This window comes from Pseudomonadota bacterium, assembly GCA_039815145.1.
Classification (GTDB): domain Bacteria; phylum Pseudomonadota; class Gammaproteobacteria; order Steroidobacterales; family JBCBZW01; genus JBCBZW01.
In genome coordinates this window covers 35,335-57,143 of the sequence record JBCBZW010000008.1, presented here as the reverse complement: position 1 = coordinate 57,143, position 21,809 = coordinate 35,335, and the positions used below count along the sequence as shown (strand labels likewise).

The following is a 21,809-nucleotide window of genomic DNA, read 5'->3' as shown; positions in this document are numbered from 1 at the left end:
CAGGCCCGCGGGCAATTCATCTCGGAGTCTTTCCTAATGTGTGGTATCGCAGGACTGTTCGACACGCAGCGGCAGCGCCATGTAGAGCCTGATCTGCTGGCGCAGATGACACGTGCTGTCACCCACCGCGGCCCTGACGGCGAAGGGCTGCATCAGGAGCCCGGTGTGGGCCTTGGCCATAGGCGCTTGTCGATCATCGATCTCGCGGGCGGCGCCCAGCCCATGTGGAATCAGAGCGAAGATATCGGTGTCACGTACAACGGTGAGATCTACAACTTCGCCGAGGTGCGCGAGAAGCTGAGCGCCGCCGGCTATCAGTTCCGCACGCGCTCGGACACGGAGGTGATCGTGCATGGCTGGTCCCACTGGGGCGAGTCTTGCGTCGAGCACTTCAACGGCATGTTTGCCTTCGCCGTCTTCGATCGCCGGCAACAGACCGTGTTCCTCGCCCGCGACCGCTTGGGTATCAAGCCGCTGTACTACTCTTTGCTGCCGGACGGCTGGCTGCTGTTCGGCTCGGAGCTGAAATCGCTGCTGGTCCATCCGGGGCTCGATCGTACGCTCAGCAACCCCGCCATCGAGGAGTACTTCGCCTTCGGCTATGTGCCGGAGCCGCGCACCTTCCTGGCCAACACCTTCAAGTTGCCGCCGGCACACACCTTGCTCCTGCGCCGCGGCCATCCGGTGCCCCAACCGCGCGAGTACTGGCAGCTCTCCTTCGAGGTGGCGCCAGGCTTCGAGTCCACCGACAACACGGCGGCGGAATCTGCCCTCGAGGAGGAGCTGATCGGGCGCCTGCGCACGGCCGTCGATCGTCGCCTGATCGCCGATGTCCCCCTGGGGGCCTTCCTGTCCGGTGGGGTCGATTCGAGCGCCGTGGTCGCCATGATGGCCGGCCTTGGTGATCGTGCGGTCAAGACCTGCTCCATCGCCTTCGGTGAGGCGGATTACGACGAGTCGAAGTTCGCGCGCATGGTCGCCGAGCGTTACGAGACGGACCATCGGGTCAAGCAGGTCGATCCCGAGGACTTCGATCTGGTCGAGCGCCTCGCTCAGGTCTACGACGAGCCCTACGCGGACAGCTCCGCGATTCCGACCTATCGGGTATGTGAGCTGGCGCGCGAAGAGGTGACCGTCGCCCTGTCAGGCGACGGTGGCGACGAGGGCTTCGCCGGCTACCGGCGCCATCGCTGGCACGCGTGGGAGGAGAGCATTCGCGGACGCCTGCCGCAGGCCCTTCGCAAGCCGTTGTTCGGTACCGCGGGGGCCCTCTACCCCAAGATGGACTGGGCGCCGCAGTTCCTGCGGGCAAAGACCACCTTGCAAGCCTTAGGCCGCGACTCGCTGGCGGCCTACCTGCACAGCGTCTCGATACTCCCCAACGAGCTGCGTCGGCGCCTGTTGAGCGCCGACCTGCAGCGCGAACTCGGTGGCTACGAAGCGGTGGAGGTCTTCCGCGCCCACGCAGCCAAGGCGCAGGTGAGCGATCCCCTGTCGCTGGTGCAGTACCTGGACTTCAAGACCTACCTGCCAGGTGACATCCTGACCAAGGTGGACCGCGCGTCGATGGCGCATGGCTTGGAGGTTCGCGTGCCCCTGCTCGACCACGAGTTCGTCCAGTGGTCAGCACAGCTTCCCTCGTCGCTGAAGCTTCGCGGGCGGGAAGGGAAGTACGTGTTGAAGAAGGCCCTCGAACCGCACCTCCCTGACGACGTCCTCTATCGGCCCAAGATGGGCTTCGGTGTTCCCCTCGGTCGCTGGTTCCGCGGGCCGCTGGCGGGCTACGTGCGCGAGGCGGTCACCGGGTCGCAGCTCAAGGATACAGGGCTCTTCGAGCCGAGCATGTTGCAGCGACTGGTGGATGAGCATCAGAGCGGTCGGCGCGAACACACCGCAGTGCTGTGGGCGCTGCTCATGTTCCGCGGTGCTGTCGATCAGTTGGTGCAGCCGACGGCGGCATCCGAGGCTGCGTGAGATGAAGCAACGGCGATCTTGGAAGCAGGCGCGGAGGCATCAGCATCATGGTCCTGAGTGAGAGTGCGCTGAGCACCGTTGCTGGCGCAGCGCGCGAAGCCGACAACGGCTGTGCAGGCTACTTCCTGAGCTCCGGGACGCCGGAAGCCGTACAACAATGGCTAAGTGCTGCCGAGCGGTCCGTGATCCTGCGCTCTACCCGTTCGGCCCTCGGCGTGGGGCGGGGTAAGGAGCCGGCGTCAGCTGCAGAGTCGGAGGGGGTGCAGGCGTGCGTGCTCGGCGAACCCCGCTGGCGCGACGAGTCCCTGGCACAGACCGCCAAATCGCTCGGCCAGGGCGAAGCCCTGCTGGCCGGGTGGCAGCGCTACGGTGAGCGCGTAGTCGATCACCTAGGGGGAGCGTTCGGTCTCGCGTTGGTGGATACGCGGCAGAGCATGGTCGTGCTTGCGACCGACCGTTTCGGTGTCTTCCCCATGGCGTGGTCCGTCGTGGCAGATGGCATCGTATTCGGGGCGACCGCGGGGCTGGTGCGCTCGCACCCGGCGGTGCAGACGGATATCGATCCCCAGGCGATCTTCGACTACCTCTACTTCGATGCGATCCCTGCACCGCTCACGATCTATCGCGACATTCAGCGCCTGCGGGCCGGCGAGGCGTTGGTGTGGCGAGACGGTCGCAGCGCCGTTACCCGCTACTGGGAGCCAACCTTCGTCGACCCTGGGGCCAGGGTCGATGGCGACGCCCTTGGCGCGCAGCTGCGCGAAAGCCTCGGCGCGGCGGTGATGACGGCTCAGGAAGGCGCGGAAGCCCCCGCATGCTTCCTGAGCGGGGGGCTCGACAGCTCCAGCGTCACCGGATTGGCCGCTCGGGGTTTGCCCGCGGATGCGCCGCGTACGCGCGCCTACACGATGGGTTTTTCCGCCGCGGGCTTCGACGAGATGGAGTACGCGCGCACGGCAGCGTCGCACTTCGACATCGATCTGCGCGAGCGCTACATCAGCCCCGATGAGGTGGCAGAGGCCATGCCCGTCGTCGCGGCGTGGTACGACGAGCCCTTCGGCAACTCATCGGCGGTGCCGGCCTACGTCTGCGCCAAGACCGCTGCGAGCGAAGGGGTCACCCGGCTGATCGCAGGTGATGGCGGGGACGAGCTCTTCGCTGGCAATTCTCGCTACGTACGACAGCAACTCTTCGGCTACTACGATCGTTTGCCAAGCGCCGCGCAAGGGGCGCTCCAGCGCTTGTTGCTGCTCGGCAAGACGAGTGACAGCTCGCCGCTCAACAAGGTGCCAGGCCTGTCCAAGCTCGTGAGTTACGTGGCCCAGGCCCGACCCGGGATGCCGGCGCGCTACGACTCCTATAACTTCGTGCTCCGCTACGGACCGCAGAACATCCTGACGCAGCACTGGTTGGAGCAGATCGACACGGAGCATCCCCTGCGCCTGCAGGGCGATACCTGGGGCTCGGCGCCCACGGGCGACCTCCTGCAGCGCATGCTCTACCTGGATTGGCAGTTCACCCTCGCCGACAACGATCTGCGCAAGGTGGGAGGCATGTGCGCTGCTGCCGGCGTGCAGGTGCGCTACCCGATGCTCGATGATCGCGTGCTCGATCTGTCCCTGCAGGTGCCACCGAACCAGTTGATTCGCCGTCACCGCCTGCGTCACTTCTACAAGGAAGCGATGGACGGCTTCCTACCGCGCGAGATCATCAACAAGCCCAAGCACGGCTTCGGTCTGCCCTTCGGCATCTGGTTGAAGGAGTCGGCCAAGCTGCGCGACGTGGTGTACCCGGCGCTGGAGCAGGCGCGCGCGAGAGCCATCATTCGCCCGGAGTTCATCGACGAAATGGTGCGTGCCCACCGCGACGGGCATGCCTACTACTTCGGGGGGATGCTGTGGATCATCGTGATGCTGGAGCTGTGGTTGCAGCACCACCATCACGCTTAGGCGCGCTCTTTAAGCGACTTCGACAGCTGATTCTCTGGGCAGCTGCTCGCCGCGTCCGCCGCGAACGTAGTAGCTGAGCATTCTCGGCACGAAGGTGAGCGCGCGGCGGTCCCAGAAGGTCAGCCTCGGCAGCTGCAGGGGATCGTCATCACAGCGCGCCGCACCCCAGGCGGTGGTGACCGCTTGGGTGAACCCAGCCGCCTCGACGGCCGCCACCGTGGTCGCGTCGTAGTCCTGGCCGGGACGGCCATTCGGGTAAGCAAAGGACGCGACGCCCCGTTGGGTGATGGCCTGCAGGCGGTCGCGGCCCGTACGGATTTCTTCCAGGGCGGCGTCCGGGGACAGCTCACGCAGGATCGGATGGTTGACCGTGTGACCGCCGATCTCGATCCCTTGCTCTGCCATCTGCGCGACCTGCTCGGGCGTCATCATGAGGGACGGCGCGTTATCGGCGTCGAGCAGGGTGGCGAGCTTGCGGGTCAGGGCCAATCGCTCCTGCGGTTCGCGATACTTCAGCGCCCCTTCCAGTTCCTTACTCAGCGCGACGCGGGCCTCGAGGGTGTCCAGGGGCCGCGTACCGGAGAGCTCACCGTGGAGCTCGCTCAGGTCCAGGGTATCGCGCCTGGCCGTGCGGAGCGCCTCGATGATGGCATCGTTGAACATGATGCTGCCGTCGAGGAAGCCGGTGGAGACGAAGAACGTGGCCTTCAGTCCATGGCGGGCGAGGACGGGTGCCGCGATCTCGGCGTTGTCGGCGAAACCGTCGTCGAAGGTGAGCGTGAGGGCACGGTCGGGCAGGGTGCCGTGTTCTCGCATGCGATGAGCGGCGTCACCCAGCGTCATCACGCGGAAGAAGCGAGAGAGCGACGCGCAGATACGCTCGAAGGCGTCCACGGTGATGTCGCCGCGTCGGAAGGGATCTGCCTGCGGCAACACGCGGTGGAAGGAGAGGATGAGAAGTCGGTTTCGCATAGGGCTGGGTGAGATTGCGCCAGAGGCGCGATGATACCTCATGCCCGCCCCGGAGCACCGTGTGGCAGGTCCGCCTGACACGTCTTGTAACGGCGTGCTGGCACCCCCAGATCGCCTTCTGTGACCGATGTACTGGACAAGCACTGAAGGTCGCGTACAAGTGGCCAAAGCTCCTGCCGCAGACGCTCAAAGTGCCACAATCGTCGTCGATTGGACCGTAGATTAGCGCCGGTCCAATCCGTACAATCGCGGCTTTCACGTTCGACGTCGCCCGTGCGCGACGATCCCAAGAGGTATCCCAAGTTGTCTTCCTTCGAAGAGGTTAGAGACCTGGTGGGCGATGCGCTGCAACTCGGCGATCTACCCGCCGAATGGACGCGCGAGACGCCGCTGGTCGGGGAGATCCCCGAGCTCGACTCCTATGCGGTGATCCACGTACTGACGGTGCTCGGTGAGCACTTCGATGTGGAGTTCGATGACGACGAGTTGGGCGGCGCCCTCGAGTCCCTTGGCACGCTGGTCGACCTGGTGGACGCGAAGCTCGCGTGAGCGCCGAGCCCACCGATTGGCAGCCCCACTTCCTTGCTGGCCCGCAAGGCGATCTGTTCGCCCTGCACGTTTTCCCCGCTGAGCGACATCCCAAGACGCGTGGCGTGATCTTCTGTGCGCCATTCGCAGAAGAGCTGAACAAGACCCGCCGGACCGTACGTCTCGCGGCATCGGCTCTGGCCGCAGCCGGCCACGAGGTGCTCATCGTCGACCTCTTCGGCACGGGCGACAGTGAGGGCGAATTCGCGGCCGCTTCCTGGGCGGGCTGGGTTGAGGACCTCAAGGCGGCCGCCGCGTGGATGCGCGAGGAGCGCGGCCTCGAGCACCTGGTGTTCTGGGGGCTGCGCACCGGCGCCGCCCTCGCCGTGGCCGCGGCCGAGGCGGCGCAGGCAGAGCGCCTGTTGCTGTGGCAACCGGTGGTCAAGGGCAAGGCCTTCGTGACCTCCTTCCTGCGCATGCGCCTGGTGGCCGACCGCCTTGCGGGCGGTGATGATGGCGACAGCGGGCAAAACACCGGCGAGCTGCGGGAACTGCTCGCAGCGGGCCAGCGAGTGGAGATCGGCGGCTACACCTTCTCCGGCGCCATGTGCGAAGCGCTCGACGCGCTGGACCTGCTCAAGGTGGCACCAACGGTTCCCGTGCACTGGGCAGAGGTCGTCGCGGCCGAAGGGCGCCCCTTCAGTCCCGCCTCGCGCAAGCTCATCGGCGTGTGGGACGCCGCGGGCGTGTGGGTGGATGATGAGAAGGTGGTCGGCCCGAGCTTCTGGAGCACGCCTGAAGTGGCCGTCTCCACTGCCCTGGTGGAGCACTGTGCCCAGCTCGGTGATGGCTGGCGTGAGGCACGCGGCTCCTTTGGTCGCCGCTCACCTAAAGCGGACTCGGCCTAACATGGCCGCGCTGCAAGCCGTGAAATTCGACTGCGACGGAGCCGCGTTGGCTGGGGTCCTAAGCGATCCGGCCGCCGGCGCAGCACCGCGTAAGCTCGGCGTCATCGTCATCGTCGGCGGCCCGCAGACGCGCGTCGGTAGCCATCGCCAATTCACCCTCCTAGCGCGAGCGTTAGCTAACGCTGGCTACCCCACCTTTCGCTTCGATCTTCGAGGCGCCGGGGACAGCGAGGGGGAGTACGCAGGATTCGAGCATCTCACCCCCGACATCCGCGCGGCGGTGGATGCGCTGGAGCGGTCCCACCCCGAGTTGGACGGCATCGTGCTGTGGGGCCTGTGTGATGCCGCAGCGGCGATCATGCTCAATGCCTGGCGCATGCCGAAGGTGTCGGGCGTGGTGCTGCTCAATCCCTGGGTGCGCACCCAGGCGACCCAGGCCAAGACCTTCGTACGCCACTACTATCTGCAGCGTCTCACGAACGGGGATTTCTGGCGCGGGTTGCTGCAGGGCCGCGTCAATGTGTTCAAGTCCCTGTCCGAGTTCGTGCGTAACCTGGCGGTCAGTCGAGGCGGACGTCGATCGAAGGGCGATGCGGGCGGGCCGGACGACATGAGCTTGCCGTTCCCGGAGCGGATGCGCCTCGGCATGGAGCGCTTCGAGGGTGAGGTGCTGCTCGTGCTGAGCGGCAACGACCTGACGGCCGCCGAGTTCGCCGACCTCGCGCGTGACCACGCGGACTGGCGCGAGTTGCTCGAACGCCCCTCATGGAGTCACCGCGACCTGCCGGAAGCGACCCACACCTTCTCCAGCGCCGCGTGGCGTGACCGGGTGGCGGACTGGACCCAGGAGTGGCTGGACGGCTGCTAGCACGCTCGTGCCTTCGTTCAGGCCGGACCTGCGGCCGGAGGCGCCTGAGCGACGCGAAACTCCCTCACCTGACGACGGAGATCGTCGAGCGCCTGCTTGGTGTGCCCGTCTGGCAGGTAGCGCAGGGCGAGGTACAACTCGGTGATCACCTTCGCGCGCTCCGCCAGGTCGGGGCGGTGTTCCCCGACACGCCTAGCAAAATCCCTCGGTGCCTCCTCGGGTGCCCGCGCCAGGTCGCGCTTCGCCAGGCGACGGCAGAAGCGTTCATAGAGCCGACTCGCCGGGGCGGGGCGGGCGGGTCGTCCCCGCCATTCCAGCACCAGGTAGAGGGCGGCGCCGATCACGCCGAGGGCGATGGCGAGCAAGCCGACCAGCTTGTAGGCATCGGGCTTCTTCACGCCGAGATGTTCCATCAGGCTGTTCTGACGGCTGGGCCCGTAGCCGAGCACCCAATCGTTCCAGGCGTGGTTGACGCCGTCCCAGGTCTGCCGGAGGCCCGAGAGCAGTGGCAGACTGCCGAAGCCCTTGTGTAGCTCGGGCAGGGCTTCACCGATGCCGGAGTCGATCCGCTCCGGGGCCACGTAGCCGGTGGGGTCGACCCGCACCCAGCCCCTTCCGCGCAACCAGACTTCGGCCCAGGCGTGGGCGTCCGATTGGCGCACGGTGAGGTGGCCGCCGAGGAGCACGGAGGTGTTGAGCTCGCCGCCCTGATAGCCCGTGACCACGCGCGCGGGAATGCCGGCGGCGCGCATCAGAAAGGTGAACGACGAGGCGTAGTGCTCGCAGAAGCCGCGGCGCGTGTCGAAGAGGAATTGATCGATGCGATTGCCGCGCAGTTCGCCCGGGCGCAGCGTGTAGTAGAAGGGTTGCTCGCGAAACAGCTCCAGGGCTGAGGCCACGACCTGGCTGGTCCGGCCGCCGGCATCTTGCACCAGCTGCGCGGCCAGCTCGCGGGCGCGGGGGTTGCCCGGCGGGAGGTCGAGGGTGCGCTGGCGCAGGGCTCGGGTCATGTGGTTGACCTGGGCCTCGGGGTAGCTCACCAGGCGCACGCGGGTGCGGTCGGTGAGGTCGCGGCGGGCGAGGATCTGATAGTCCTGGGTGAGCATGGCGTCCACGGACATCACCGCGAGGGGGTCCGGCGCTTCCAGGGCGAACAGGTAGCGACCGATCTGAGGCTCCAGCGTCAGCTCGTAGGTGACGCGGGGGCCATCGAGCACCACGTCCGGCGTGGCGCCCGGGGATTGAGCCGTGGCGCCGGGGGTCCAGGTGCGACCGTCGAAGTGATCGAGCACGGGCCCTCGCCAGTAGCGTTGCGGGCGATCGGGCACCTCGCCGTCGAAGCGCACGCGGAAGGCCACCTCGTTCGACTGAATCAGCTCGCTGATCGAGCCCAGCTCGAGCTTGTCGCTGAGCCCCGTGAGACCACGCTTGCTCGGAGCTTCGATGGCCCAGAAGGAGCCTTGCATGCGCGGGAACAGGAGAAACAGGGCGAGCATGAGGGGCAAGGCATGCAGCAGCATGCGGCCACTCAGGGAGAGCGCAGGTTTGATCGCCAGCAAACGACCCTGGTGGTTGACCTGCAGCAGCGTGGCGCTCAGCAACCAGATGCTCGGTACCGCCCAGATCAGCATCCACACGGTCTGCTCGTAGAGGAACTGGGCGGCGATCAGGAAGTAGGCGATGTAGATGAGCACCACGAGATCACGGGCCGTCCGGGTCTCTGTGAGCTTCATGACCGCCATGACGCAGAGCAGGGCACTGCCCGCTTCGATGCCGTTCACCGTCTGGTACTGCACCAGTACACCCGTGAAGCTCACGGCCACCAGCACCGAGCGCAGCAGCATCGGCGGTAGTCCCCAACCGCGCAGGTGGGCGGCGTAGCGCCACACGGACACCAGGGCGGCGAGGGCGGATACCCAAGGCGGCAGATGGGTGATGTGGGGCAGGAAGGCGAGCGCGCTCGCCACTAGCACCCAACCGAGGTGTTGGGCGGTGAGCGTGTTCGCCGACAGGCGTTGGCTGCTCATCCCGCGGCGACCGACTGGGTGGGGCCAGGAGGCGTGAAGGCATGCGCGACGGGCCCGGCGGTCGTTTGCGGGGCCCCGAACGTGCACATGGCGAGGGCGCTCAGGCAGCGCTCCTGATGGGCAGCGCTCAGATCCGGGCTGATGCGCACCTCGCCCGGCAGGCGCAGGCCGTAGGGGTGGCCGGCGGCCTGAGCATCGAGGACCTGACGGGTGAGCTGCTCGAGGCGTCGCTCCGGATCGGACTCGGTCAGCGCATCGAAATCGAGCCAGGTGGTGGCGACGGCGACGCCGGCGTAGCGCTTGACCCGAGGTTCGTCGTCGCGTGCGTAGGCCTTCCAGGCGATGTGGCGAGGCGAGTCGCCGCCCTGAAAGCTGCGAAGCCCCGCGAAGTCCTCCTCACCGCGCTGCTCGTTGACGCTGCCCTCGGTGTCGCCCTCACCGGCCGCGTAGGGCGGTGCGTCGGTCGCCGGGCTCGGGTAGACGAGCACCGCGCCATCCATGTGCAGCCAGCTCCAGGCACGAAACAGGCCGAAGGGAAAGCGCGTGGTGACGCCCACCCGGGCCAGGCTCTGGCGTCCGCGACGATGCGTCGGCACGGACAGGATCATCGTACGGTCTTCCTCGTCGGGCACATCCGCGATGGCGCTGTAGACGGTGCTGGGCTCTGCGCTGCCCGGCGGGTTGCCGTCGGTGTACAGCTGGAACTGGTAGCGCTCGTGCCGGCCACGCCCCTCGAGGGCGAAGCGAAACTCGGCGCGTTGGCCGGCGAAGACGGGCTCCACGTCCACCAGGCGAATCGTGAGGCCGACCATATTGTGGTGGCAATGGTGCATGGCCACCACGGCCAACCCACCCAAGGTGAAGGTGAGGGCCAGGCCGAGGCTGTTATTGTAGTTCAGGGATGCTAACAACATCGCTAGTAACAGGACGCTGAAGGCGAGGCCCTGGCCTGTGGGCAGGATGTAGACCCGTCGCGTAGTGAGGGTGACGCTGCGCTCATCCTCGCCCTGGCGCTCCAAGGCCCAAGCTTGCGCCTTCTCGTTGATGAAGCGGGTAAGGGCCTTCATGGCGAGCGGGTGGTGCGACTCCCCTAAGGAATGGCGACGGCGCCGATCACGGTCTCGCCGAGCTCTGTGGTCGTGAGCCCAGCGGTCTGATCGCGATGGCGCAGGCGATGGCCGACCACGGCCGGTGCAACGGCCTGCACGTCCTCCGGCAGCACGCCCCGGTGACCCTGAATCAGGGCCCAGGCCTGGGCCGCGCGCCCTAAGGCGATAGCGGCACGCGGCGAGAGGCCCGCGTCGAACTCGGGCGATTGGCGCGTGTAGGCCACGATCGCCTGAATGTAGTCGAGGATCGGGTCGGAGAGGTGCACCTTCGGGGCCAGGCGCTGCAGGGCGATGAAGTCGTCCAGGGCCAGGCTGGGTTCGAGCCCGTCGAGAATCTCGCGGCGATCGGCGCCGGAGATCAGCGTGCGCTCGAGCGAGGCGGGCGGATAGCCGAGGGACATGCTCATCAAAAAGCGATCGAGCTGTGACTCGGGCAGGGGGAAGGTGCCGATCTGATGCGCCGGGTTCTGCGTCGCCACCACGAAGAAGGGCTGAGGCAGGGCGTAGGTCTGACCGTCGACGGTGACCTGGTACTCCTCCATCGCCTCGAGCAGCGAGCTCTGGGTCTTGGCCGTGGCGCGGTTCACCTCGTCCGCCAGCACCAGTTGGGCGAAGACGGGGCCCTTGTGGAAGCGGAACTCGCCGCTGTTTCGCTCGTAGACAGACACGCCGATGATGTCCGCCGGCAGCATGTCGCTGGTGAACTGCACCCGCTGGAAGCTCAGGCCCAGTACGCGGGCGAGCGCTTGGGCCAGGGTGGTCTTGCCGACGCCCGGCAAGTCCTCGATGAGCAGGTGGCCGCGGGAGATCAGGCAGGTGAGGGCAAGTTGCAGCTGCAACTCCTTACCCAGGATCACCTTCGACAGTTGATCGATGACGTTGCGGGCGAGGGAAGTGGCGGCCGGGTTGGGTACCGGCTGCGCTGCGGGTCGTGCTGGCATGCTCGTTTGGTCCATCCGTTCAGTAGGCTCCGTGGCCCGATTCCTCTCGGAATCCGTGGCCGTTGCATCCCAGTCCCGCGAGGCTGTGGCAGCTATACGCCGGCCTTGCGCAGGGCGCCTAGCTGGTCCTCCAGCTTGGCCACCAATCGCTCGAGCTCCGCGCCGCGACGGCGCTGTTCCTCAACGACATCTGCCGGGGCACGATCGACAAATTTCGCGTTGCCCAGCTTCGCGCTCACCTTCTGGTGTTCGCTACGCTGCTTGGCGAGCTGCTTTTCCAGTCTCGCGATCTCCGCCCCGATGTCCACCAGTCCCTCGAGGGGGACACACAAGCGCATGTCGCCGAGCAAGGCAGTGGCGGACAGGTCAGGCACCGCCCCCGCGTCGAGCACGTCGATCTGCTCGAGGTTCGCAAGCCGCGACAGCAGGGCCGCGTATCGCCCGAGGCGCTCGCGGTCTGCATCGCTGGCATCCTGCAGCACCGCCGGCAGGGCGCGGGACGGAGAGATATCCATCTCGCCACGAATCTGCCGGATGCCGAGGACGAAGTCCGTGACCCAGTCCATATTCCGTTCGGCGTCGAGATCCCGGACATAGTTCCCCGCTTCGGGGTAGGGCTGGCTCATCACCGTGTCCGCGCCGCGCTCCACCAGCGGGGCCACGCGTCGCCACAGCTCGTCGGTGATGAATGGCATCATCGGGTGCAGGGCGCGCAGCAGGGCCTCCAGCACGTCGAGCATCGCCCAACGGGTGCCACGGGCCTCGGGGGAGTGATCGTCCGCGTCGCGCAGAATGGGTTTGGTGAGCTCCAGGTACCAGTCGCAGAACTCGTTCCAGGTGAACTCGTAAAGGGCCTGGGAGGCCAGGTCGAAGCGATAGGTGGCGAAGTTCTCCTGCACCTCGCGGATCGTGCGATGCAAGCGCGAGCGGATCCACAGGTCGGCGTCGGCGAGCACCATGTCCTCGCCCCCGCGCGGCTTGTCCTCGCAGTTCATCAGCACGTAGCGGGTGGCGTTCCACAGCTTGTTGCAGAAGTTTCGGTAGCCTTCGATGCGGCCCATGTCGAAACGGATGTCGCGCCCCGTGGTGGCCATGGCCATGAAGGTGAAGCGCAGGGCGTCCGTGCCGAAGGCCGGGATGCCGTCGGGGAACTGCTTGCGCGTGGTCTTCTCGATGGCCTTGGCCATGGCCGGCTGCATGAGCTTGGAGGTGCGCTTCTCGAGCAGGGCGTCGAGGGTGGTGCCGTCGATGAGGTCCAGGGGATCGAGCACGTTGCCCTTGGACTTGGACATCTTCTGGCCGTCTGAGTCGCGCACCAGGCCGTGGATGTAGATCTCGTGGAAGGGCACGTCGTCCATGAAGCGCAGGCCCATCATGACCATGCGAGCAACCCAGAAGAAGATGATGTCGAAGCCCGTGACCAGCACGCTGGTCGGGTAGTAGCGCTGCAGTTCCGGGGTCTTCTCCGGCCAGCCCAGGGTGGCGAAGGGCCACAGGGCGGAGGAGAACCAGGTGTCGAGGACGTCGTCGTCCTGGCGCAGGGGTGCGTCCGCGCTGAGCCCAGCTTTGGCGCGCGCTTCCTCTTCGCTGCGCGCGACGATGACCTCGCCGTCCTCCGTGTACCAGGCCGGGATGCGATGGCCCCACCAGAGCTGGCGCGAGATGCACCAGTCCTGGATGTTGTTCATCCACTCGTAGTAGGTGCGGTCCCAGTTCGCCGGCACGAAGCGGATGCGACCGGACTTAACGGCGTCGATAGCGGGATCGGCGAGGGGCTTGGCGCTCACGTACCACTGGTCTGTGAGTAGAGGCTCGAGCACCTCGCCGCTGCGATCGCCACGGGGCACGGCGGACTTGTGATCGTCGATGCGCTCGAGCAAGCCCGCGGCATCGAGGTCGGCCACGATGCGCTTGCGCGCTTCGAAGCGGGGCAGGCCCTGATAGGTCTCGGGGACGGCATCGTTGAGCTTCGCATCGAAGTCCAACACCGTGATCATCTCCAGGCCGTGACGCTTACCGATCTCGTAGTCGTTGAAGTCGTGGGCCGGGGTGATCTTGACGCAGCCGCTGCCGAACTCCGGATCGACGTAGTCGTCAGCGATCACGGGGATCTTGCGGTCCGTGAGGGGCAGGTCGATGGTCTTGCCGATCAGGTGCGTGTAGCGCTCGTCTTCGGGGTGCACGGCCACGGCGACATCGCCGAGCATGGTCTCCGGGCGCGTGGTGGCGACGATCACCTGACCGCTGCCATCGCTCAAGGGATAGCGCAGGTGCCAGAGGTGGCCGGACTCCTCCGTCGACACCACCTCCAGATCGGACAGGGCCGTGTGCAGCACGGGGTCCCAGTTCACCAGGCGCTTGCCGCGGTAGATCAGGCCATCTTCGTGGAGCTTGACGAAAACCTCCGTCACCGCCTTCGACAGGGCCGGCTCCATCGTGAAGCGCTCGCGCGTCCAGTCGACGGAGGCCCCGAGGCGGCGCAGCTGCTCACCGATGGCGCCGCCGGACTCACCCTTCCACTTCCATACCCGTTCGATGAAGGCGTCGCGGCCGAGGTCGTGCTTGCTCTTGCCCTCGGCGTTGAGCTGGCGCTCCACCACCATCTGGGTGGCGATGCCGGCGTGGTCCGTGCCCATCTGCCACAGGGTGTCGCGGCCCGCCATGCGGTGGTAGCGGGTGAGGGCGTCCATGATCGTGTCCTGAAACGCGTGCCCCATGTGCAGCGTACCGGTCACGTTGGGCGGCGGGATCATGATGCAGTAGGGCTCGCCGCTGCCGCTCGGCGCGAAGCAGCCGTCGGCTTCCCAGCGGGCGTAGCAATCCTTCTCGATGGCCTGCGGGTCGAAGGTCTTTTCCATGGATCGGGGTGTCAACTCTTGGGTGTTCGATGAGGCTGCTCACGTGCGCCGGGCCCTGGCCTGGCAAGAGCAGCGGACAGGACCGCCGAGAATAGCGGAAAGGTGCGAGGTGGCGAAGGCGTGATGGCCGCGGTGCGACCTGCGTCGAGGCGGTCTCAGCGCCCCAACGGGTGTGTTTGCGGGGTCAGTCCCAGGGTTCGCCACTCGCGGAAGCGATCGCGACCCGCTTCGCGCCGCGCTGTATCGCCGTCGAGCACCACCGCGACATGGGGAAACCGCTCGAGGCAGTCGGCGGCTGGGGTCATGGCGGTGAGGTCGATGAATACCTCTGGGGTGAGGCTGAGGTCCTGCGGTGCCTGGGTGGTGAGCAGGACTGGGCTGACGGGGTCAGGCTCGCCCGTGTAGGGGCTGTGCGGCACGAAGGCATCGTCGCGAAAGGTCCACAGTTCGTCGTCCAGGCGGGAGAGGGTGGCTTCGTCGCCGACGCGCACGAGCGTGCGAGCCGGCAGGGGTTGCCACAGCTGATCCACGACGCGACAGGCGGCCCGCAACAGGGCGGGTAGGCCGGCCTGGTCCTCCACGTAGAAGTCGACTCGCTCGGCACGCGTGCTCATCGCGATGATCCGTCAACGATGGGCCCGGGCCCGTGAACTCCCTCAGGCCAGGCGATCGAGGATGTACTGCATCAGCAGGGACACCGGGCGTCCGGTGCCGCCCTTGGCCTTGCCGCCCTTCCACGCGGAGCCGGCGATATCCAGGTGCGCCCAGCGCTGGTCGCGGGCGAACTTGTGCAGGAAGCAGGCCGCGGTGATCGCGCCACCGGGGCGCCCGCCCACGTTAGCGAAGTCAGCGAAGTTGCTCTTGAGCACCTCCGCGTAGTCGTCTTCCATCGGCAGGCGCCAGGCCACATCGCACGCGGAGCGGCCGGCGGCCATGAGTGCTTCGGCGAGGGCATCGTCGTTACTCATCAACCCACTGTAGTGCTCGCCGAGGGCGATCACACAGGCGCCCGTGAGGGTGGCGACGTCGACGATGACGTCGGGGTTGTAGCGCTTGGCGTAGCAGATGGCGTCGCAGAGGATCAGGCGGCCCTCGGCGTCCGTGTTCAGGATCTCGATGGTCTGGCCGTCCATCGCCGTGACGATGTCACCAGGGCGCGTGGCGAGGCCGTCGGGCATGTTCTCGCAGGCAGGCACGATGGCCACCACATTGCTGGCGGGGCTTAAGCGAGCGACCGACTGCATGGTGCCGAGAACGCCGGCCGCACCGCACATGTCGTACTTCATCTCATCCATGCTTGGTGCGGGTTTGATGCAGATGCCGCCGGTGTCGAAGGTGATGCCCTTGCCCACCAGGGCCACGGGGGCATCGCCCTCCTGGCCGCCCTTGTACTCCATGATGATCAGCTTGGGCGGCTCCCGGCTGCCCTGGGTCACGGACAGGAAGGAGCCCATGCCCAGCTCCTCGATCTCGTCCTGATCGAGGGCGCGAGCCGTCATGTTCGGGTTGTCGGCAGCGATGCGTTGCGCCGTCTCCGCCAGGTAGGTGGGTGTGCACGCATTCGCGGGCATGTTGCCGAGGTCGCGGGCGAGGGCCACGCCGGCCGCCACCGCATCGCCTACGGCGAGACCTTGCTCACCCTCGGCCACGGCATCTTCGGCCACGAGCATCGTGCAGGCCGAGGGCAGGGCCCCAGCGGCTTCCGCGCCCTTCGACTTGAAGGCTGTAAAGCGGTACGTGGCGTAGGCGACGCACTCGACGCTCAGGCGCACCGCCTCCGCCGTGCTCATCCCGGCCGGAGGCTCGAGCGTGTTCAGCAGGGTGACGTCTTCGGCCGCGGTGCCGGCGGCTGCGTCGGCGCCTGCGATCAGGGCACGGCGGTAGCGCTTGGCGTCGAGCTCGCTGGCCTCCCCAACGCCCGTCAGCACCACGCGGGCAATACTGCCGCCGAGGCCGCTCAGGACGAAGGTATCGCCCAGCTTGCCCTTGAAGTCGCCCGCGTCGATGATCCGACGAACGGCACCGTCGAGGCTGGCGTCGAGCTGCGCGGTGGCCGGACCGAGCGTTCCGTCGCGCGTAATGGCGGCGATTACACAGCTGCTCGCAAGTCCAGAGACGTTGGCGCCACTCACCGAATACTTCATGCTTCCCCCGAAATTTCGTGGTTACCCCGTTGGGCGCGCTGCACCAAATCGATCGGGCAGCGTTGGATTACAGCCGGCAAGAATAACCGCTTACACAGGCGGAGCGAAATGCTCCGTGGAGAAAGGCATGCTCGGGATCGTCGACCGCTACGTACTGCGCGAAGTGGCCACCTCGTGGTTCGCGGCGACTGGCGTGCTGTTTGCGATCTTGCTGGCGGACCGTTTCGCTCGCGACCTGGCGAATGCGGCGCAGGGCGATCTCCCGCGGGAGGCGCTGCTGCTCATGCTGGGGCTCTCCTCCATCTACTTCCTCACCATCCTGATCCCGGTCGGCCTATTCGTGGCGATCTTGATGACTCTGGGGCGTATGTATCGCGACAGTGAGATGGCGGCTTTGCTGGCCTCGGGGATGCCGCTGTCGCGCCTGTTCCGACCCTTGCTCACCCTGGCCTTGCCGACCGCGCTGCTGCTCGCGGTGCTGTCGCTGCAGGTGGCGCCGTGGGCCGCGCAGCAGGCGTACCTCACCAGTCAACGAGCCCGCCAGGCCGCCGAGGTGGGATTGTTGGAGCCTGGGCGCTTCAAGGCCGTGAGCGGCGGTTCCACCGTGTTTTATGCGGAGTCCATCGACAAGGATGGGTTACTAGGGAACGTCTTCATCCAGCGTCGGCGCGGCAGCTACGTTGAAGTCGCGGTGGCGGCACGCGGGGAGCTGCGCCAAGGCAGCGGTCAGGACCAACGTCTGCTCGTGCTCTACGAAGGGCAGCGCGTGGAGGGCGAGCCGGGCACCACGAACTTTCGCGAGGTGAGTTTCCGCGAGCACGGCGTGCCCATCGAGCTACCGGCCCCTGCGGCGCGCAGCGACAACCGGCAAACCTATCCAACCCGTGAGCTGATCGGCACCGGGGACACGCGCGATCTCGCCGAGCTTCAGTGGCGCCTCTCCCTGCCCATGGCAGCCTTCGCCCTGACCTTGCTGGCTGTGCCCCTGGCCAAGACACGACCACGTCAGGGTCGCTACGGCACCTTTGTCGCGGCCCTCCTGATCTACGTCGTGTACTCGAATTTGCTAGCCACGGGCCGCAGCGCGGTGGCGCAGGGCGATGTGCCCGGTTGGGTCGGCTTGTGGTGGGTGCATGGGCTGTTCATCGCCGCCGGCGCCCTGTGGTTCGCCTGGCAAGCCGGCGTCTTCAGGCGTGCGCCTCGAGTGTCCACGGCCCCCGCGTGAGCTTGATCGATCGCTACATCGCCCGCGCCGTGCTGACGGGGACCGCCCTGGTGCTTGCCGCCCTCGTGGCGCTGCGCGCCTTCGTCGGCGTGCTGCGCCAGCTGGAGAACGTGGGCACGGGCAGCTACGGGATGCTGGAGGCACTGACCTTCGTGGTCACCTCACTGCCTCGCCACGCGTACGAGTTTCTGCCCATCGCCACCTTGCTTGGCGCGTTGCTCGGTCTTGGGGGAATGGCGGCACACAGTGAGCTGGTGGTGATGCGTGCCGCTGGCGTGTCCCTGTGGCGCCTGGCCCGGGGCACCATGATCAGCGGCGCCATCCTGGCCCTGGCGGGCTTGCTCCTCGGCGACCTCATCGGACCGGTCGCCGCCGACTACGGGCAACGGCTGCGCACCTTGAGCTTGAATGAGGGCGTGACTCTCGCCGACGGGCGCAGCAGTTGGATCAAGGACGGCGACCGCATCATCCACCTCGAGGCGCGCGAGGTGGATGATGCGTTCGGTGGCGTATACGTCTTCTCCCTCGATGATCGTCACCGTCTCGTGTCCGTGGCCCGGGCGCGCGCGGCGGACTTTGACGAGTCCGGCAAGCTGCGCCTGCAGGACTACCGGGAAAGCATGATCGAGCCCACCGGAGTGACCTTGCGCCAATCCCTGGAGGTGGCGCAGAGCACGCAGTTGCGCCCGGAGCTGATCGACCTGTCGGTGAACGACGCCGATAAGCTACCGCTGCTGCCCCTGTACAGGTACATCGACTACCTGAGGCGCAACGAGCTCGATACCTACGCCTACGAGGTGGCGTTCTGGTCGCGCCTGTCCAACCTCGGGGCCTTGGCCATGATCGCCGCGCTCGCGTTGCCCTTCGTCTTCGGGCCGCTGCGCTCAGCAGCCTCGGGCCAGCGCATGCTCGTGGGTATCGTGATCGGCGTGATCTACTTCGTAGGCTCGCGCACCGTGCTCGGGAGTGGTGCGGTCTTGGGGGTGACGCCGTTGCTCCTGGCCTGGCTGCCGACGCTCCTGTTGGCGGCCGTCATCGTGCTCGCCTTTCGCTACACCCGCTGAGGTGCGTAAAGCTATTCGTTAGGTATTCGCGGCAAAGCGGACTTGGGTTCGCGTCAGCCGGTCGTGCCAGGCCTGGCCCTGGGGGTCCACCAATATCCAGAGGTAGCCGAGGGCGAACGGGGCCAGCGACAGGATGCTCGCGAGCAGGCGCCCGGCGGCCCGCGTGAGGCTCAGGGCCCGCCCCTCGTGATCGCAGACCTCGAGCTGCCAGGCGCGCATTCCTAAGGTCTGCCGCCGGCGGGTCCAGGAGGTCACGTAGAAGGCGCTCGTGAGGAGCACCAGCAGGGCCTGGTAGGTGGGATCGCCCGACGGCACGGCCTCACCACCCCGCGCAATCACGATGAGCACGGTGGGCACGATCATCAATCCGGCGAGGAGCAAAGTGTCGTAGGCCATGGCGCCGAGGCGCCGGAACAGGCTGCGGAAGCGCTCGGCGAAGGCGACGGGCGAGAGGGGCATCGGCGAACGTACAGTCGTCGTCGGGGAGTGAGCGTGTAATATACCCCATCCCTTCAACCCACTAGCCCGACGTTGACAGCCAGCAACCCCGGTCATACGACACCGCGAATCATCCCCCGACCGGACCACACGGTCTCCCGGTCGAACATCTCGCGCAACGCCCTCAAGGTGCTCTATCGCCTGAACCAGGCCGGCTACCAGGCCTTTCTGGTGGGTGGCGGTGTGCGCGATCTGCTCCTCGACCGGGAGCCGAAGGACTTCGACATCGCCACCGACGCGCACCCGGAAGACGTGCGACGGCTGTTTCGCAACTGTCGACTGATCGGCCGGCGTTTCCGCCTGGCGCACGTGCATTTCGGCCCCGAAGTGATCGAGGTGGCCACCTTCCGCGCGCCGTCGACCAGCGAGGACGAGGAGAGCGAAGGGGCGTCCGATCGGCTGATCGACGATTCCGGGCGGATCTTGCGGGACAACGTCTACGGCAGCATCGAGGAGGACGTGTGGCGCCGCGATTTCACCGCCAACGCCCTCTACTACAACATCGATGACTTCTCGATCTGGGACTACACGGGCGGCGTTGACGACATCGCCGAGCGCACCTTGCGCATGGTCGGCAACCCCGCGCAGCGCTACCAGGAGGACCCGGTACGCATGCTGCGCGCCGTGCGCTTCGCGGCCAAGCTCGGCTTCACGATCCACGAGGAGACTCGCGCCCCCATTCGGGACTACGGTCACCTGCTCGCCGACGTGCCCCCGGCACGCCTGCTCGACGAATCGATCAAGCTGCTGATGGGCGGCGCCGGGCTCGCAACCCTCGAGTTGTTGCGCGAGTTCGAGCTGCTTCGCTACCTCTTCCCGAGCACGGAGCAGATGTTCGCGCCGAACGCCGCTGACTTCGATCGCCGTTTGGTGGAGATGGGGCTGCGCAACAGCGATGTGCGCTTGGAGGAGGGCAAGTCCGTCACGCCCGTGTTCCTGTTCTGCGTGTTGCTGTGGGGCGCGATCCGCGATCTCGCGCTGGAGATGGCGGCGCAGGCGGCCCCCCAGGAGACGCCAGTGCTGTCCAGCCACGTGCTCAAGGACGCGACCTTCGAGATGGGTATGCGCCAGCAGTCGCAGGTGGCGATCCCGCGCCGCTTCACCCAGGGCATGAGCGACATCCTGTCCCTGCAGCCGCGCTTCGAGCACACGCAGGGGCGCCACGCCCTGCGCCTGCTCGACCATCCGCGCTTCCGCGCCGCTTGCGACTTCTTCCTCCTGCGCCACGCGGCCGGTGAGCCCTGGATATCCGAAGCGTCCGCCGAGCTGTGGGGTGAGGTGATTCACCTCGATCCGGAGCAAGCGCGGGCCAAGCTCGATGGGCGAGGGGACGCGAGCGGTGAGGGCGAAGGCGCTCGCGCGAACGGTTCGCCGGGCCGGCGGCGCAAGCGTCGGCGCCGGCGCGGCGGCCGGGGTCGTGGCGCCGGCGCCGCGTCGGGTGAGGCGGGCGACAGCGGCAACGCGACGCCGCCGGAGGGAGGCAGCGAGTGACCCTCGCGGCGCCTTGCTGGCAGCCCGCCTACGTGGGCCTGGGCAGCAACCTCGAGGAGCCGGTGGCTCAGCTCGAACGTGCCTTCGACGCGCTCGCAAGCTTGCCGAGCACCCATCTGATTCGCCGCTCGGCCCTCTGGCGAAGCGCGCCGATGGGGCCGCCCGACCAACCGGACTACGTAAACGCTGCGGCCGGCTTGCTGACCCAGCTCGCCGCCCACGTGCTGCTCGGCGAACTGCAACGCATCGAGCACGCCCAGGGGCGTCGCCGCGACGGCCAACGCTGGGGACCGCGAACCCTGGACTTGGATCTACTCGTGTTCGCCGCTGAGCGACACGAGAGCGAGACCCTGACCGTGCCCCACCCAGGCATCGCCGAACGGTCTTTCGTGCTCGCGCCCCTGGCGCAGGTGGCACCCGGCCTCACCGTGCCCGGGGTCGGGAGCGTGACCGGTCTGCTCGCCGCCGTGGACTGTGGCGACATCGTGCCCCTCGAGAGCGATGAGCACTGATCTTCGCTACCTGGCGATCGAGGGCCCGATCGGGGTTGGCAAGAGCACCCTGGCACGGGCGCTGGCCGAGCGCTTGGGCGGCGAGCTGGTGCTCGAGGAACCTCACGCCAACCCCTTCCTCGAACGCTTCTACCGCGAGCCGCGCACAGCGGCGTTGCCCACCCAGCTCACGTTTCTCCTGCAGCGCTCTCGTCAGGCGCAGCAGTTGCGCCAGGCGGACATGTTCGCGCCGGTGCGGGTGGCCGACTTCATGCTGGATAAAGACCGCCTGTTCGCCCGCCTGACCCTCGACGATGACGAGTACTCGCTTTACGAGCAGCTCTACGAGCGCCTGGCGATGGATGCGCCCGTGCCCGATCTGGTCATCTACCTGCAGGCGGGCCCCGACGTATTGCTCGAGCGCATCGCGCGCCGCGGCATCGCCTGCGAGCAGCAGATCGACCGGCGCTACCTCGAGCGCCTGAGCGATGCCTACTCCCGCTACTTCCACTTCTACGATGCGGGTGCCCTGCTGATCATCAACAACGAGCGCCTGGACGTGTCGGGGCGCGAAGAGGACCTGCAGGCCGTGTTGGAGGCGATCGGGCGCATCCGCCACGGCCGCCACTACCTCAATTCCAGCCAACCCTCCCTGTTCCGCTCGCGCTAGTGGGCCGCTTGGTGAATAAGGTAACGCTCAGCGAGCGGGACTGGCGTCAGGGCAAGGCGGCTAGGGGTGGTGGCGGCTGGCATTCCCCGGAT

Annotated in this window: 18 protein-coding genes; 10 read left to right on the top strand and 8 right to left on the bottom strand. The window is 67.1% G+C overall.

Features of this window, described 5'->3' with window-relative positions; all coding sequences use genetic code 11:
- The first annotated feature begins 36 nt into the window (after positions 1-36).
- Both AAF184_04175 and AAF184_04170 read left to right on the top strand, forming a co-directional pair.
- Positions 37-1,974: an XrtA/PEP-CTERM system amidotransferase gene (locus AAF184_04175; protein ID MEO0421508.1), complete on the top strand. Its 1,938-nt coding sequence runs from the start codon at positions 37-39 to the stop codon at positions 1,972-1,974.
- 47 nt (positions 1,975-2,021) lie between these two features.
- Entirely contained in the window at positions 2,022-3,923 is a 1,902-nt protein-coding gene (locus AAF184_04170; protein MEO0421507.1) for an asparagine synthase-related protein, read from the top strand.
- Positions 3,924-3,932: 9 nt separating this feature from the next.
- Here the strand turns inward: AAF184_04170 and AAF184_04165 are convergent, their stop codons facing one another.
- Positions 3,933-4,895 (bottom strand): polysaccharide deacetylase family protein, encoded by a 963-nt coding sequence (locus tag AAF184_04165; protein ID MEO0421506.1) that lies wholly within the window; start codon positions 4,893-4,895, stop codon positions 3,933-3,935.
- A 303-nt stretch (positions 4,896-5,198) separates the two neighbouring features.
- On the opposite strand from AAF184_04165, the gene AAF184_04160 reads away from it, so the two are divergent.
- The 3 genes from AAF184_04160 to AAF184_04150 are packed head-to-tail and all read left to right on the top strand — an operon-like array spanning position 5,199 to position 7,199.
- Entirely contained in the window at positions 5,199-5,444 is a 246-nt protein-coding gene (locus AAF184_04160) for an acyl carrier protein (GenBank protein ID MEO0421505.1), read from the top strand.
- Positions 5,441-6,331, top strand: coding sequence for a hydrolase 2, exosortase A system-associated (locus tag AAF184_04155; GenBank protein MEO0421504.1), 891 nt, complete (start codon positions 5,441-5,443; stop codon positions 6,329-6,331). The genes AAF184_04160 and AAF184_04155 overlap by 4 nt, the downstream gene beginning before the upstream one ends.
- Positions 6,270-7,199 (top strand): hydrolase 1, exosortase A system-associated, encoded by a 930-nt coding sequence (locus tag AAF184_04150; GenBank protein ID MEO0421503.1) that lies wholly within the window; start codon positions 6,270-6,272, stop codon positions 7,197-7,199. Before AAF184_04155 ends, AAF184_04150 begins: the two co-directional genes overlap by 62 nt.
- 17 nt (positions 7,200-7,216) lie before the next feature.
- Here the strand turns inward: AAF184_04150 and AAF184_04145 are convergent, their stop codons facing one another.
- From AAF184_04145 to AAF184_04120, 6 genes are all read right to left on the bottom strand, one after another.
- Complete coding sequence (locus AAF184_04145; GenBank protein MEO0421502.1) at positions 7,217-9,226, bottom strand: DUF3488 and transglutaminase-like domain-containing protein; 2,010 nt, start codon at positions 9,224-9,226, stop codon at positions 7,217-7,219.
- Positions 9,223-10,293, bottom strand: coding sequence for a DUF58 domain-containing protein (locus AAF184_04140; protein ID MEO0421501.1), 1,071 nt, complete (start codon positions 10,291-10,293; stop codon positions 9,223-9,225). The genes AAF184_04145 and AAF184_04140 overlap by 4 nt, the downstream gene beginning before the upstream one ends.
- A 23-nt stretch (positions 10,294-10,316) precedes the next feature.
- Entirely contained in the window at positions 10,317-11,276 is a 960-nt protein-coding gene (locus AAF184_04135) for an AAA family ATPase (GenBank protein ID MEO0421500.1), read from the bottom strand.
- A gap of 92 nt (positions 11,277-11,368) precedes the next feature.
- Positions 11,369-14,134 carry a valine--tRNA ligase gene (locus tag AAF184_04130; GenBank protein MEO0421499.1) on the bottom strand — a complete coding sequence of 922 codons (2,766 nt, stop codon included), beginning with the start codon at positions 14,132-14,134 and terminating at the stop codon, positions 11,369-11,371.
- 155 nt (positions 14,135-14,289) lie between these two features.
- Positions 14,290-14,748: a DNA polymerase III subunit chi gene (locus AAF184_04125; protein MEO0421498.1), complete on the bottom strand. Its 459-nt coding sequence runs from the start codon at positions 14,746-14,748 to the stop codon at positions 14,290-14,292.
- Positions 14,749-14,790: 42 nt separating this feature from the next.
- On the bottom strand, positions 14,791-16,278 hold the full coding sequence (locus AAF184_04120; protein ID MEO0421497.1) for a leucyl aminopeptidase: 1,488 nt from the start codon (positions 16,276-16,278) through the stop codon (positions 14,791-14,793).
- A gap of 127 nt (positions 16,279-16,405) precedes the next feature.
- On the opposite strand from AAF184_04120, the gene lptF reads away from it, so the two are divergent.
- Positions 16,406-17,503 (top strand): LPS export ABC transporter permease LptF, encoded by a 1,098-nt coding sequence (gene lptF / locus AAF184_04115; protein ID MEO0421496.1) that lies wholly within the window; start codon positions 16,406-16,408, stop codon positions 17,501-17,503.
- On the top strand, positions 17,500-18,567 hold the full coding sequence (lptG, locus tag AAF184_04110; protein ID MEO0421495.1) for an LPS export ABC transporter permease LptG: 1,068 nt from the start codon (positions 17,500-17,502) through the stop codon (positions 18,565-18,567). Before lptF ends, lptG begins: the two co-directional genes overlap by 4 nt.
- 18 nt (positions 18,568-18,585) lie before the next feature.
- Here the strand turns inward: lptG and AAF184_04105 are convergent, their stop codons facing one another.
- A complete protein-coding gene (locus tag AAF184_04105) occupies positions 18,586-19,026 on the bottom strand; it encodes an RDD family protein (protein ID MEO0421494.1) in 441 nt (146 codons plus the stop codon).
- 72 nt (positions 19,027-19,098) lie between these two features.
- Here AAF184_04105 and pcnB point away from each other — a divergent pair, with 72 nt between their 5' ends.
- Genes pcnB through AAF184_04090 form a run of 3 tightly spaced genes read left to right on the top strand, consistent with a single transcriptional unit; the run spans position 19,099 to position 21,717 of the window.
- Positions 19,099-20,556: a polynucleotide adenylyltransferase PcnB gene (gene pcnB / locus AAF184_04100; protein MEO0421493.1), complete on the top strand. Its 1,458-nt coding sequence runs from the start codon at positions 19,099-19,101 to the stop codon at positions 20,554-20,556.
- Positions 20,553-21,068 (top strand): 2-amino-4-hydroxy-6-hydroxymethyldihydropteridine diphosphokinase, encoded by a 516-nt coding sequence (folK, locus tag AAF184_04095; protein ID MEO0421492.1) that lies wholly within the window; start codon positions 20,553-20,555, stop codon positions 21,066-21,068. The genes pcnB and folK overlap by 4 nt, the downstream gene beginning before the upstream one ends.
- On the top strand, positions 21,058-21,717 hold the full coding sequence (locus tag AAF184_04090) for a deoxynucleoside kinase (GenBank protein ID MEO0421491.1): 660 nt from the start codon (positions 21,058-21,060) through the stop codon (positions 21,715-21,717). The genes folK and AAF184_04090 overlap by 11 nt, the downstream gene beginning before the upstream one ends.
- Positions 21,718-21,809 lie beyond the last annotated feature (92 nt).

Excerpts from the sequence above, each read along its gene's own strand:
- AAF184_04120 (MEO0421497.1), bottom strand. The coding sequence starts at position 16,278 with ATGAAGTATTCGGTGAGTGGCGCCAACGTCTCTGGACTTGCGAGCAGC.
- AAF184_04145 (MEO0421502.1), bottom strand. The coding sequence starts at position 9,226 with ATGAGCAGCCAACGCCTGTCGGCGAACACGCTCACCGCCCAACACCTC.
- AAF184_04140 (MEO0421501.1), bottom strand. The coding sequence starts at position 10,293 with ATGAAGGCCCTTACCCGCTTCATCAACGAGAAGGCGCAAGCTTGGGCC.
- AAF184_04170 (MEO0421507.1), top strand. The coding sequence starts at position 2,022 with ATGGTCCTGAGTGAGAGTGCGCTGAGCACCGTTGCTGGCGCAGCGCGC.
- AAF184_04165 (MEO0421506.1), bottom strand. The coding sequence starts at position 4,895 with ATGCGAAACCGACTTCTCATCCTCTCCTTCCACCGCGTGTTGCCGCAG.
- AAF184_04175 (MEO0421508.1), top strand. The coding sequence starts at position 37 with ATGTGTGGTATCGCAGGACTGTTCGACACGCAGCGGCAGCGCCATGTA.
- lptF (MEO0421496.1), top strand. The coding sequence starts at position 16,406 with ATGCTCGGGATCGTCGACCGCTACGTACTGCGCGAAGTGGCCACCTCG.
- AAF184_04130 (MEO0421499.1), bottom strand. The coding sequence starts at position 14,134 with ATGGAAAAGACCTTCGACCCGCAGGCCATCGAGAAGGATTGCTACGCC.
- AAF184_04105 (MEO0421494.1), bottom strand. The coding sequence starts at position 19,026 with ATGCCCCTCTCGCCCGTCGCCTTCGCCGAGCGCTTCCGCAGCCTGTTC.
- AAF184_04090 (MEO0421491.1), top strand. The coding sequence starts at position 21,058 with ATGAGCACTGATCTTCGCTACCTGGCGATCGAGGGCCCGATCGGGGTT.
- AAF184_04125 (MEO0421498.1), bottom strand. The coding sequence starts at position 14,748 with ATGAGCACGCGTGCCGAGCGAGTCGACTTCTACGTGGAGGACCAGGCC.
- AAF184_04150 (MEO0421503.1), top strand. The coding sequence starts at position 6,270 with ATGGCTGGCGTGAGGCACGCGGCTCCTTTGGTCGCCGCTCACCTAAAG.
- AAF184_04135 (MEO0421500.1), bottom strand. The coding sequence starts at position 11,276 with ATGCCAGCACGACCCGCAGCGCAGCCGGTACCCAACCCGGCCGCCACT.